This window comes from Micromonospora sp. CPCC 205739, assembly GCF_036906795.1.
Classification (GTDB): Bacteria; Actinomycetota; Actinomycetes; order Mycobacteriales; family Micromonosporaceae; genus Micromonospora.
Map to the genome: position 1 here is coordinate 21,287 of NZ_JBAKHS010000025.1, position 12,556 is coordinate 33,842.

The following is a 12,556-nucleotide window of genomic DNA, read 5'->3' on the forward strand; positions in this document are numbered from 1 at the left end:
GAGATGTCTCGCAGCCTCGGCGGAAAACGCGTCCGTTTTGTGCTGACGTCAGCTGGTCGCGGCCAGGGCCACCGGCACGGCCACCACGTGCGTGCGGGACCCGTCGCGGGGCGACACCTCGTACACCTCGACGGTGCCGGGACCGGCGGTCGCCAGCCGGTAGGCGACCCCGACCCGGTAGTCGCCCCGGCAGCCGCTGCCGCAGGTGGCGGTGGTGAAGCCGGTGCCGATGACCCGCCCGCCACCGTCGAGGACGCGGATCGAGACGGTCGCCTCGTACACGTCGGCGGTGCCGGCGACGGTGACCGGGCCGGCGACCCGCTGGCCGATCGCCGGTTCGGTGACCACGATCCGGGGGAGCAGGTCGGCGAGGTCGGTGCGGGCCAGCACGACGTCGGCGCCGGCGAAGGCCACCCGCCGCACGGTGGGGAACTGGGTGAGCGTCCAGACCACCTGCGCCCGCCGCAGCCGCAGGGTCCGGGCGTCGGTGTCGGCGAAGCCCGGGGGAGGGGAGACGGTCGCGGTGCCGTCGGCTATCCGCACCATCTCGACGCCGCCGGGGACCAGGGTGGCCAGGCCGACGGCGGCCTCGGCGCGGGTGGGGCCGACGGCCAGCTCCGTCAGCGCCAGCCGGGAGGTGGCGACGGTCGCCGGTCGGGTACGCCGGGTCGGCACCACCGCCCCGGCCCGGGTGAACCAGAGCTGCACGGTCACGCTCCCCGTGCCGGCCGGGCCGGGCGTGCCGGTCCGGGGCGGGGTGACCGGTGTGCCGGGCGGGATGGTGACGGCGGCCCCCGGGGTGCTTGCGGCGGGGGTGACCGGCGGGGCGGTCGAGGTGGGCGCGGGCGGCGTCGCGGTGCTGGGCGCGGCGGCGCGGGGCGCCGGCCCGAGGGTGCCCGAGCGGGCGTCGGCGCAGCCGACCAGCAGCAGCGCGAGCGCGACGAGGAGGGCGGGCAGCCGGTTCACGGGTCGCCTCCCGGGTCGGCGTCGGTCAGGGGCAGGGCCAGCCGGAAGGTGGTGCCAACCCCGGGGGTGCTGTGCACGGTGAGCCGGCCGCCGAGCAGCCGGGCGTTCTCCCGGGCGATGGCCAGGCCGAGTCCGTTGCCCCGACCGGAGCGGGCCGGGTCGGCCTTGTAGAAACGGTCGAACAGGTGCGGCAGGTGCTCGGCGGCGATGCCCGGCCCCTGGTCGCTGACCTCGTACACCAGCAGGGGGCCGGCCCGGGTGGCGCGGGCGTGGACCTCGCCCTCGCCGTGCGTGACGGCGTTGCCGACGAGGTTGACCAGCACCCGTTCCAGCCGGCGCGGGTCGGTGCGCAGCACGGCCTCGTCGCCGGCGACGACGACCCGGTCGGCCCACCCGTGCGCCGCGACCAGGTCGCGCAGCGGGGCGAGGGCGGGCACCGGCGCCAGGCTGAGCGCCTCCCGGCCGGCGTCCAGCCGGGAGATCTCCATCAGCTCCTCGACCAGCGTTCGCAGCCGGACCACGTCGGCGACCAGCAGCTCGGCGGCGCGGCGGGAGTCGGCCGGCAGCGCGTCGAGCTGGTCGGCCAGCAGCGAGGCCGCCGCCACCAGGGCGGTCACCGGGGTACGCAGCTCGTGCGCGACGTCGGCGGTGAACCGCCGCTCCCGGGCCTCGGCCCGGGACAGGTCGTCGATCTTCGTCTGGAGCGCCTGGGCCATCTCGTTGAACGCGGCGGCCCAGTCGCTGAACTCGTCCCGGCCCCGCACCGGCAGCCGGGTCGCCAGCAGCCCCTCGGCCACCGCCCGGGCCGCCCGGCTGGCCCGGCCCACCGGTTCGAGGGTGCGCCGGGCCAGCGAGTGCCCGACGCCGGCGGCGAGCACCACCACCGCCAGCCAACCGACCGTCAGCGCGGTGCGCAGCTGGTCCAGCCCGCCCCTCAGGTCGCTCTCGTCGGTGACCGCGTACAGCTCGGCGGTGGAGCCGGGGATCCGCCCGCCGACCACCAGCAGGTGCCGCCCGCCGGCGCCGGCCAGGCGCTCGTACCCGAGCTGCCCGTCGGCGACGGCGGCCCGCAGCTGCGGGCCGGGGGTCGGGGCGTACCCGGGGTGTGACGCGCGGGTGTCGCCGGCGATCAGCAGGACGTGCCGGCCACTGCTCTCGAAGCTGGTCAGCAGCTCGGTGCGGCGGACGTCGGTCAGCGGCACGAACTGCCCGGCCAGGACGAGCTGGTAACGGGCGTCGGCCGCCGCCTGCTGCACCGAGCCGTCCAGCCGCGCCTGGCGCAGCATCAGGTACGACCCACCGGCGAGCACCCCGGCGGAGACCCCGGCGACCAGCACGAACGCCACCGTCAGCCGGCGGCGGAGCCGGCCCGGCGGTACGGTGCCCGTGGCCATCGCGGCACCCTCCCGTCAGGCCGTCAGCTTGTAGCCGACGCCGCGTACGGTGCGGACCAGCCGGGGTTCGGCGGGGTCGTCCTCCAGCTTGGCGCGCAGCCGCTGCACCGCCACGTCGACCAGGCGGGAGTCGCCGAGGTGGGAGTGGTTCCACACCCGGTCCAGCAGCAGCTCGCGGGTGAACACCTGACCGGGCCGGCGGGCCAGCTCCAGCAGCAGGCGGAACTCGGTGGCGGTCAGGGTCAGTTCCCGGCCCGCCTTGCGCACCATGAAGCGGTGGGGGTCGATCTCCAGCCCGCCGACGGTCAGGGTGTTCTCCTCGACGACGGCGCTGGCCCGGCGCAGCCCGGCGCGGACCCGCGCCACCAGCTCCGGCAGGTCGAACGGCTTGCGCAGGTAGTCGTCCGCGCCGCACTCCAACCCGACGACCACGTCGATGGTGTCGGTGCGCGCGGTGAGCATCAGGATCGGTACCGCGCTGGTGCGCCGGATCTCCCGGCACACCTCCAGCCCGTCGAGGCCGGGCAGCATCACGTCGAGCACGATCAGGTCGACCGGCTGGGCCCGCCAGGCGGCGAGCGCGGCGCGGCCGTCGACGGCGGTGGTGACCCGGAAACCGGCCCGCCGCAGACCGAGGGCGGTGACCTCCCTGATGGAGGCATCGTCCTCGACCAGCAGCACGCGGCCGTCCATGACGTCCTCAGGGTAGCCCCGCGACGTGCTCGGACGGCCCTGGCGCAACGGCCGGTGCCGGGGGGCCGCTCGACGCCGGCCCCCCGTCGGTCGAACCGAAAGTCCTCAACGGCCGGTCCGGGTCGCCGGGGCGGCGCGGTCCGCGCCGGCAGCCGGCTCCCGGGGTGCCACCGTCGGCGGCGCGGCGAGGGCGCGCAGCGGGGAGCAGAAGACCGGCAGCCAGGTCAGCGCGGCGCCCACGGCGCCGATCCAGAGCGGGGTACGGACGTCCGCGTACTGGCCGAGCAGGCCGGAGAGCGCCGCGCCCACCGCGATCGCGCCGAAGAGCAGGAAGCGGAACACGGCGTTCATCCGGCCGAGCAACGCGTCCGGCGTGGCCGCCTGGCGCAGGCTCACCCCGATCACGTTGCCGATGCCGGTCCGCCAGGCGATCGCCAGCCAGCCGAAGCCGGCCAGCCAGAGCGTCACCCCGGTGTCGACCAGCGGCACGAGCAGGCCCGCCGGCGCGACGAGCAGTCCCGGCAGCCAGAGTGCCCGCCCGTGGCCGATCCGGGCGGCGAGGGGGCGGGCGGTCACCGCGCCGAGCAGGGCGCCCACCCCGCCGGCGGCGAGGAAGAGCCCGAGCGGGCCGGCCCCCAGCCCGAGGTCGCGCAGGAAGACCACCGGCAGCATGGTGGTCATCAGGTTGACCGTGAGGTTGATGCTCGCCAACGAGAGCGCCAACGGCCGCAGCAGGGCGCTGCCGAGGACGTGCCGGACCCCTTCGGCGAGTTGGCGGCCGAAGCCGCCGGGCGTCGGCGCGCTCGGCCCCGGCACGGCGTCCGGTCGCAACCGGCTCAGGACGACGGCGGAGAGCACGTGCGCGACGGCGTTGCCGATCAGGGCCACCGGTGCGCCGACCGACTGCACCAGGAATCCGCCGAGGGCCCGCCCGCCGATCTGGATGGTGGCCTGCGTGCTCATCAGCGTCGAGTTCGCCGCGACCAACCGCTCCCGGCCGACCACGGCGGGCAGGTAACTCTGCGCGGCGATCTCGGAGAAGACCGTGCCGGCGCCGGCGACCAGGACCACCAGGTAGAGCTGGCCCATCGTCAGCCAGCCGGCCCACCAGGCCAGCGGCACCGAGGCGAACAACGCCGCCCGGACCACGTCCGCGCCGATCATGACGGCGCGGCGGTCGGACCGGTCCACCCAGACCCCGGCGGGCAGGCCGATCAACAGGAACGCCGCCGTGCCGAGCACCCCGAGCAGACCCACCTGCCCGGGGGTGGCGTGCAGGACCGCGACGGCGAGCACCGGCACCGCCAGCAGGGAGACCTGGTGGCCGATGCCGTCGGCGACGGTGACGGCGTACAACTGGCGGAAGGCCGGGGACCAACGGGCGGTGGTGCGATCGGTGATCATGCCGGCCACGCTGCCAAGCCGCCCGGCCCGAGGGCCATGGATTCGGCGCAGGCCGAATCCATCGCACGGAGGGGGAGGTACGAGGTGCTGCGCGCCGCGCTGTCGGTGGCGGACCTGGCCAACACCAGGTTCGCGGTGTCGCCGCTGTGGGAGGTGGTGGCGAGCGTCCGGATCGTGAAGGACGCGGACCGCTTCCCGGTGCATCTGCCCTGGGCGCGGCAGGTGGTTCCGCGACTGGCGGCGGTGCGGTGGGGGCTCCTCGCCGACCTGGTGCCGGTCCCCACCGTGGTGATCCCCTTCTTCGTGTGCCCGCCGCCGACCACCTCCCAGCCCACGCTGGAGCTGGAGCTGGCCGCCCTCACTGCCACCGCGCCGGACGTGGTACGGGCCTGCCTCGACCGGGACCCGGTGCCGCGTACGCCCCGGTTGGACGCCCTGCACGCCGACCCGGAGGCCGGGCTGGCCCGCCTCGCCGCGCAGGTCCGCGACTACGCCGAGGTGGCGCTCGCGCCGTACTGGCCGCGGATGCGGACGCTGCTGGAGCGGGAGGTGCTGCTCGGCGCCCGGCGGATGGCGACCGACGGCGTGCACGGGCTCCTCAACCACCTCGACCGCTACGTCTCCTGGGACGACGGGACGCTGTCGGTCGCGCACGTCACCACGTCCGGCTCGGTGCGGCTGGACGGCCGGGGCGTGCTGCTGGTGCCGTCGGTCTTCACCTGGCCACGGCCGTTCTCCAACCTCGTCGAGCCGTCCGGGCAGCCGACCCTGCGCTATCCGGCGGCCGCGGCGGGGACGCTCTGGGAGCGGTCGACGCTGCCGCCGGGCGAGGCGCTGAGCCGGGTGCTCGGCCGGACCCGGGCGACGCTGCTGTACGAGCTGGACGTGCCGTCCTCGACGACCGAGCTGGCCCGCCGCTGCGCGCTGGCCCCCGCCACCGTGTCGCAGCACCTGACGGCGTTGCGCGACGCGGGGCTGGTCGGCACCCATCGTGCCGGCCGGTTCCTGCTCTACGCCCGGACCACCTCGGCCGAGGCGCTGCTCGACGGCGCCGGCTGACCGGCGCGGCCCGCCGGTCGGCTCAGGCCACCCGGGCCACCGCGCCGGCGGGCGGGGCGGGTACCGCGTCCGGGTGCAGGACGGCGGCGATCGCCTCCACGCCGTCGACCAGGCGCGGGCCGGGGCGGACGACCAGCGCGTCGGCGTCGACCGCCCAGACCGGCGTGCCCGGGAAGTGCTCCGCCACCGCCCCGGCCTGGGTCACCGCGCCGTCGAGGTGGAAGCCGCAGGGCGTGACCAGGACGACCTCCGGGGCGGCGTCGCGCAGCTCGGACCAGTCGACCTGTACCGACCGGGCGCCGGGGCGGGTGGCCACCGGCTCGCCGCCGGCGGCGAGGACCAGGTCGGGAATCCAGTGCCCGGCGGTGAACGGCGGGTCGGTCCACTCCACCAACGCCACCCGGGGCCGCGGCCGGTCGGCGACCGCCGCCGCGACCGCCGCGAGCCGGTCGCGCAGGCCGTCCACCAGCGTCCGCGCCCGCTCCGGTACGCCGGCCGCGTCGCCCACCGCGAGGATGCTCCCCAGCACCTCGTCGAGGGTGTACGGGTCGAGCGAGAGCACCTCGGCGCGGCAGCCCAGGTGGTCGAGGGCGTCCGCGACGTGCCCGGAGGGCAGCGCGCAGACCCGGCACAGGTCCTGGGTGAGGATCAGCTCCGGGTCCAGCCCGGCGAGCGCGTCGGCGTGCAGCGTGTAGAGGTCGGCGCCGGCGGCGAGCCGGGCGCGCACGTGCGCGTCGATCTCGCCCGGGGTCATGCCGCGGGTGTCCGTGCCGCCGACCACCACGGTCTTGCCCGCCCGGTCGGCGGCCGGCACCTGGCACTCGAAGGTGACCCCGACCAGGTCGTCGCCGAGGCCGAGGGCGTAGACGATCTCCGTAGCGGAGGGCAGCAGGGACACCAGGCGCATGCCCCCATCCTGCCCGGGGCCGCCCGCGTGGCGCGGTGCGGCCCCGGGCCGGCGGTCACTCGGTGCGCAGCCCGTCCGGCCGGGTCAGCCGGAACAGCAGCGGCAGGCTCAGCCCGGTGACCACCAGCACGGTCAGGGCGCCGAACGCGACGGAGAGCCCGACGACGGGCCACGCCACGGTCACCGGGGCCTGGACCAGGCGCAGCAGCACGGCTCCGAGGCCGAGCCCGAAGGCCACCGCGAGGGTCAGGCCGACCAGCACGGGCACGGCGGTCTGCCAGAGCACCGACCAGGCGAGGGTGCCGCGGCGGGTGCCGACGGCGACCAGCATGGCCAGCAGCCGGCGGCGTTCCCGCAGCTGTTCCAGGGTGCCCACGAGCATGCTCGCGGCGATCAGCAGCAGGGTCACCACCACGCCGATGTAGAGGCCGCGCCGGACGTCGGTGAACCGGTCGCTCTCCCGTACGTCGGTCAGCGTGGTCACCGCGAGGGTGGGGTCGATCGTCGCCGCGGCGTTGCGGACATGCTCCACCGCGTCCGGCACGTCCGGGTCGAGCCGCAGGAACACCTCGCCGCGCAGCTCGCCCAGCGTCGCCCCGGACAGGGCGGCCGGGGTGATCAGCACACCGCTCTGCTCCCATCCGGCCGGGGTGGGCCGGGACGGGACGCTGCGGGCGTCGGTCGGCAGCCGCCACGCCGTCCCGTCGACGGTCAGCGTCGCGCGGGGCGCGGCGGTGGCCGTATCCCCCGGCGCTCGCACCAGGAAGGTGTCGCCGTCGGCGCAGCGGTCGAGCCGGGCGAACTCGGCCAGCGCGGCACAGTCACCGACCCGCACCTCCACCAGGTCGTCCTCCGCGCCACCGATGGCCGCGGTGGTGATCAGGGTGCTGTTCGCGCCGGTGACCCCGGCGGCGGTGGTCAGCCGCTGGACCGCCCCGGCGGTGTCCGGGCCGGCCGGCAACTGCACCTGGACCTGCGCCCGGGAGGTGTCCTGCCCGGTCGCGGTGGTGAACTCCCGGCCCACGCCGGCGAAGAGCATCTGCAGCCCGATGGTGCCGGCCACCGCCACCGCGATGCCGTTGACCAGCCGGGCGGAGGTGGCGCTGTCCAGCTGCATCCGCCGCACCGCGAGCTGCCAGCCGACCGGTCCGCCGCGCAGCCGCCGGACCAGCAGCTCCGTCGCCCACGGCAGCAGCGTCACCGTGCCGACGAGCAGCAGCACGGCGCCGGCCGCCACCTGGTAGCGGTTCGCGGCGGAGCCGTCGTTGCGGATGCCGGTCAACGGATACAGCAGGGCGAGCCCGACGGCGGGCAGCAGCAGCCGCCACCAGAGCCGACGGCGGGCCGGCACGCCGCGCCGGGTCACCCCGAGCGGCTCCACCACGACGGCGCGTAGCGCCACCATGGACACCAGCACCGCCAGCGCCGGTACGGCGAGGGCGACGATCCCCACCAGCGGCAGGGGCGGGCGGACGTCCGAGGCGTACACGCTGATGTCGAAGAGGGTGACCAGGGGAACGACCTGGCGGCCGAGGGCGAACAGCGCGCCCCCGACGGCGACCCCGAGCAGCGCGCCGGCGGCGGCCTCCCCGGCGGCGATCCGGCGGATCATCACCGCGTCGGCGCCGACCAGGCGCAGCGCGGCGAGCCGCCGGTCGCGGCGTTCGCCGCCGAAGCGCACCGCGGCGCCGAGGAAGACCGCGATGGGCAGCAGGAGCACGACGAAGATGACGGCGACGAGCAGCAGCAGCACCGGCCCGAAGCCCTCCCCGGGCAGCCCCCCGCCGAAGCGGTCCAGCCGGATGGCGCCCTGCTCGGTGCTGATCCGGTCGTCACCGGCGAAGAAGGCGAGTTCGCCCGGACCGGCCAGCCCGTCGTCGGCGATGGTGCCGGTGACCCGGGCGCCGCCGAGGCGGGGTGCGAAGAGCGCGCCGTCGGGGGAGTCGAGCAGGTCCCGCAGGGCGGGGGAGACCACCGCCTCGCCGGGCGCGGGCAGCCGGGTCAGCCCCGGCGGGACGGGTGCGTCGGGTCCCTCCGGGCGCACCAGCCGGCCGCGCACCGGAGTACCCCGGAACTCGGTCTCCACCATGGACACCAGCAGCGTGTTCGCCGCCGGTGCGAGTTCCTGGCCGAGCCGCAGGTCGTCGCGGGCGTCGCCGCGCGCCTCCCGGGCGTTCAGGGCGCCGGGTACCGACGCGGCGAGCAGCAGCAGCGCCACGCCGATGCCGACGCCGAGCGCGGTGAGCACCGCCCTGGTCCAGCCGTCGCGGCCGCCGCCGACCGCCATCCGGGCACCCATCGCCAGGTCGGCCGTCGCGCCCCGCAGGCGTCGTGCGGCGCTCATGCGACCGCCTCCAGCTTGCGGGTGCGGCCGTCGCGCACCACGACCTCCCGATCGGCGTACGCGGCCACCCGCGCCTCGTGGGTGACCAGCACCACGGCCGCCCCGGTCTCCCGAGCGGCCTCGGTGAGCAGGCGCATCACCCGTTCGCCGTTGAGCGAGTCCAGCGCGCCGGTCGGCTCGTCGGCGAAGACCACCCGGGGTCGGCCGACCAGGGCCCGGGCCACCGCGACCCGCTGCCCCTGGCCGCCGGAGACCTCGCCGGGCCGCTTGCCGGCCACCTCGGCCACCTCGACGCGGTCGAGCCAGTGCAGGGCCCGGCGCTCGGCCTCCCGGCGGCCCACCCGAGCCAGCCGCAGCGGCAGCGCCACGTTCTCCAGGCAGGTCAGCTCGGGCACCAGCTGGCCGAACTGGAACACGAAGCCGAACGCCTCCCGGCGCAGGGCGCTGCGCTCGGCGTCGGAGAGCTCGGCCAGGTCCCGTCCGTCGTAGCGGACCCGGCCGCCGTCGGGGCGGACGATGCCGGCGAGGCAGTGCAGCAGGGTGGACTTGCCGGAGCCGGAGGAGCCCATCACGGCGACGACCTCGCCGGGGTGGACGTGCAGCGACGCGCCGTCCAGCGCCACGGTGGCGCCGAAGCGGCGGTGCAGGTCCTCGGCGGCCAGCAGCGGGGTCGGGTTCACTTGCGCACCTCCATGGCGAGCTCGTCGAGACGGGCGGCGGTCAGCTCCAGCCAGCGCAGGTCGGCCTCCAGGTGGAACAGGGCGTGGTCGCAGATCAGCTGCTCGGCGAGGTCGCCGTCGCGCTTGCGGCGGGTCAGCTCCCGCATCAGCCGCAGGTGTTCGGCGCGCTGCACGTCGAGCAGGTCCGCCGCGCTGCGGTCGGTCAGCAGCGCCAGCACCACCTTGGTGTAGAGGGTGCTCTGCAGGTAGGGCTCGGGCTTCTCCGGCCTGGACAGCCAGTGCCGCACGTCGGTGACGCCGGCCTCGGTGATGGCGTAGCGCTTGCGGTCGGGGCCCTCGCCGGGCTCGACCGCCTCGACCTGGACCAGGCCGCTGCGCAGCAGCCGGGACAGGGTCGCGTAGACCTGGCCGTAGGCGAGCGGCCGGGCGTGGCCGAAGCGTTCGTCGTAGAGGCGTTTGATGTCGTAGCCGTGCCGGGGAGTCTCCTCCAGCAGGCCGAGGAAGGTCTGGCCGATGGACATGGGCCGGACTATACACACCGCGTATACGCGCGGTGTGTACGCGGGGTGGATACCGCGACGCCCGTCGCGGTCGGGCCCGTCGCCGCAGGTCGGCGGGGCTTGGCCGACTCAGGGGCCGGGTGGGCCGGTCGGCGGGCCGGGATTGTGACACCGTTCGGCCGGTTGACCCAGAGATTGATACATGTCAGTGTTTCATTTCCCGGCGTGACCGCCATGGCCTGACCCCCGGGCCGCGAGATCCCGTCCACCCCGACCTGACCCCCGCCAGGGATCCGGCCACGCCCGCCGACCCCCACGAGGAGTTCGCATGAGACGCAGCACGCCGACGAAGGGCCTCGCCCTCGCCGTGTTCGCCGCCCTGACGATGACCTTGGCCGCGCCGCCGGCCACGGCGACCCCGCCGGCCGCCGCCGCCCCGGCCGCCCCGCTCGCCGCCCTCGCCGCGCCGGACATCTCGGTGGCGAACGTTCAGGCCCACCTGACCCAGTTCCAGAGCATCGCCACCAACAACGGCGGCACCCGGCGGGCCGGGTCGGCCGGCTACACCGCGTCGGTCAACTACCTCAAGACCAGGCTCCAGGCCGCCGGCTACACGGTCAGCGAGCAGTACTGCTCCTCCTGCACCTACCGGTCGAACAACCTGATCGCCGAGTGGCCGCAGGGCCCCGCCGACCAGGTCGTCATGTTCGGCGCGCACCTGGACAGCGTCTCCGCCGGCCCGGGCATCAACGACAACGCCTCCGGCTCGGCCACCCTGCTGGAGAACGCGCTGGTCCTAGCGAGTCAGAACCCGTCGATGACCAAGCGGGTCCGCTTCGCCTGGTGGACCGACGAGGAGCAGGGCCTCAACGGATCCGAGTTCTACGTCAACTCGCTCAACGCCACCCAGCGCGGCTACATCAAGGGCTACTACAACTTCGACATGGTCGGCTCGACCAACGGCGGCTACTTCATCAACCGGATCACCTCCACCACCGCCGCGCCGTTGAAGGCGTACTGGGACTCGCTGGGCCTGCAGCCCGAGGAGAACGTCGAGGGACAGGGCCGCTCCGACGACTACTCGTTCCAGCAGGTTGGCATCCCCACCTCCGGGTACGCCGCCGGCGCCAGCGCCCGCAAGACCAGCGCCCAGGCGACCAAGTGGGGCGGCACCGCCAACTCCGCGTACGACCCCTGCTACCACCGCTCCTGCGACACCACGAACAACATCAGCGCGACCGTGCTCAACCGCAACGCCGACGGCGTCGCGTACGCCATCTGGCAGCTCGCCGTCGGCACCGGCACCCCGACCAACAACTTCTCGGTGTCGGTGAGCCCGACCTCGGCCAGCGTGGCCCGGGGCGCGTCCACCACCGCCACCGTCAGCACCGCCACCACCAGCGGCAGCGCGCAGACCGTGGCGCTCTCCGCCTCCGGCGCGCCCGCCGGCGTGACCGTGTCGTTCAGCCCGTCGTCGGTCACCTCGGGCGGCTCGGCCACGATGACCGTCAGCGCCTCGTCGACCGCCACCACCGGCACCTTCACCATCACGGTCACCGGCACCGGATCGGTCACCCGCACCGCCACCTACACCCTCACCGTGACCGGCACCGGCGGCTGCGCCGGCGGCCAGGTGATCGGCAACGGCGGCTTCGAGTCCGGTACGTCCCCGTGGACCGCCAGCTCGGGCGTGATCACCAACTCGGCCAGCCAGCCGGCCCGCACCGGGTCGTACAAGGCGTGGCTCGACGGGTACGGCAGCACCCACACCGACACGCTCTCGCAGTCGGTGACCGTGCCGGCCGGGTGCTCGACGTACACCCTCGCCTTCTACCTGCACATCGACACCGCCGAGACCACCACCGGCACCGCGTACGACCGGCTGACCGTGCAGGTCGGCACGACCACCCTGGCGACGTACTCCAACCTCAACGCCGCCAGCGGCTACGTGCTGCGCTCGTTCAACGTGGGCGCGTACGCCGGCCAGACCGTCACCCTCAAGTTCACCGGCACCGAGGACTCGTCCCTGCAGACCAGCTTCGTCATCGACGACGTGACCCTGCAGGCGAGCTGACCGACCGGGGGCGGGGTGGGCCGCCCGCCCCGCCCCCTAACGCAGCACGGTCGCCCCGCCGGACCGTCACGACGGTAAATGTCGTACCCCCGTCTCAGCATGAGTGGCATGGCTGCCCCCGCGCTGACCCACCACAGTGGTCGACCCCGTTCCCTGCCGCTGCGCGAGCTGCGCACCCGGCTCACCCAGCTGATCGCCATGGCCGAGCTGACCGACACCGTCACCCTGGTCACCCGCGACGGCGACTCCCGTCCGGTCGCCGCGATCGTGCCCGCCGCCGCGGCCCGCACCGCGGCCCAGGCGCGGGCCGACGGCGAGCGCCTCGCCGCGGTCACCGCCGGCTGGGCCCGGCGGCTGGAGGAGGCGCACCGGCAGGGCGCCCGCCGGCACGCCGCCGAGCTGCGGGCGGTCACCACCGCTCTCGCCGAGGTCTGGGCCGAGCTGGACCGGCGGGTCCCGCCGGGCAGCGACCGTGCCCTCGACCGGCTGCGCACCGTCCACGCCGACCTGCTGCGCGACTGACCCGCCCCTCCGC

11 protein-coding genes are annotated in these 12,556 nt (G+C 75.5%); 3 read left to right on the top strand and 8 right to left on the bottom strand.

Translation table 11 applies throughout. From position 1 onward, the window contains the following. Window positions 1-48: 48 nt before the first annotated feature. The 4 genes from V6U88_RS26425 to V6U88_RS26440 form a co-directional block, all read right to left on the bottom strand. Complete coding sequence (locus V6U88_RS26425; RefSeq protein ID WP_334457039.1) at window positions 49-966, bottom strand: Gmad2 immunoglobulin-like domain-containing protein; 918 nt, start codon at window positions 964-966, stop codon at window positions 49-51. After that, window positions 963-2,360 (bottom strand): ATP-binding protein, encoded by a 1,398-nt coding sequence (locus tag V6U88_RS26430; RefSeq protein WP_334457040.1) that lies wholly within the window; start codon window positions 2,358-2,360, stop codon window positions 963-965. The genes V6U88_RS26425 and V6U88_RS26430 overlap by 4 nt, the downstream gene beginning before the upstream one ends. Before the next feature lie 15 nt (window positions 2,361-2,375). Then, complete coding sequence (locus V6U88_RS26435) at window positions 2,376-3,053, bottom strand: response regulator transcription factor (RefSeq protein ID WP_334457041.1); 678 nt, start codon at window positions 3,051-3,053, stop codon at window positions 2,376-2,378. 105 nt (window positions 3,054-3,158) lie between these two features. After that, window positions 3,159-4,457 carry an MFS transporter gene (locus V6U88_RS26440; RefSeq protein ID WP_334457042.1) on the bottom strand — a complete coding sequence of 433 codons (1,299 nt, stop codon included), beginning with the start codon at window positions 4,455-4,457 and terminating at the stop codon, window positions 3,159-3,161. An 84-nt stretch (window positions 4,458-4,541) separates the two neighbouring features. On the opposite strand from V6U88_RS26440, the gene V6U88_RS26445 reads away from it, so the two are divergent. Continuing rightward, the gene (locus V6U88_RS26445; RefSeq protein ID WP_334457043.1) at window positions 4,542-5,516 is read left to right on the top strand and encodes a DUF5937 family protein; all 975 of its coding nucleotides are present in this window, start codon (window positions 4,542-4,544) and stop codon (window positions 5,514-5,516) included. Window positions 5,517-5,538: 22 nt separating this feature from the next. On the opposite strand, the gene V6U88_RS26450 is transcribed toward V6U88_RS26445, so the two are convergent. From V6U88_RS26450 to V6U88_RS26465, 4 genes are read right to left on the bottom strand one after another with little or no spacing between them, the layout of a single operon-like run. Further along, entirely contained in the window at window positions 5,539-6,423 is an 885-nt protein-coding gene (locus V6U88_RS26450) for an ABC transporter substrate-binding protein (protein WP_334457044.1), read from the bottom strand. Window positions 6,424-6,478: 55 nt separating this feature from the next. Further along, window positions 6,479-8,767 carry an ABC transporter permease gene (locus V6U88_RS26455; RefSeq protein ID WP_334457045.1) on the bottom strand — a complete coding sequence of 763 codons (2,289 nt, stop codon included), beginning with the start codon at window positions 8,765-8,767 and terminating at the stop codon, window positions 6,479-6,481. Continuing rightward, window positions 8,764-9,447, bottom strand: coding sequence for an ABC transporter ATP-binding protein (locus tag V6U88_RS26460; RefSeq protein WP_334457046.1), 684 nt, complete (start codon window positions 9,445-9,447; stop codon window positions 8,764-8,766). Before V6U88_RS26460 ends, V6U88_RS26455 begins: the two co-directional genes overlap by 4 nt. Next, window positions 9,444-9,968, bottom strand: coding sequence for a PadR family transcriptional regulator (locus tag V6U88_RS26465; RefSeq protein WP_334457047.1), 525 nt, complete (start codon window positions 9,966-9,968; stop codon window positions 9,444-9,446). The genes V6U88_RS26460 and V6U88_RS26465 overlap by 4 nt, the downstream gene beginning before the upstream one ends. A 307-nt stretch (window positions 9,969-10,275) precedes the next feature. Here V6U88_RS26465 and V6U88_RS26470 point away from each other — a divergent pair, with 307 nt between their 5' ends. Both V6U88_RS26470 and V6U88_RS26475 read left to right on the top strand, forming a co-directional pair. Then, a complete protein-coding gene (locus tag V6U88_RS26470) occupies window positions 10,276-12,021 on the top strand; it encodes a M28 family peptidase (protein ID WP_334457048.1) in 1,746 nt (581 codons plus the stop codon). 108 nt (window positions 12,022-12,129) lie between these two features. Then, window positions 12,130-12,543, top strand: a complete 414-nt coding sequence (locus tag V6U88_RS26475) for a type II toxin-antitoxin system Phd/YefM family antitoxin (protein WP_334457049.1) — start codon at window positions 12,130-12,132, stop codon at window positions 12,541-12,543. Window positions 12,544-12,556: the final 13 nt, after the last annotated feature.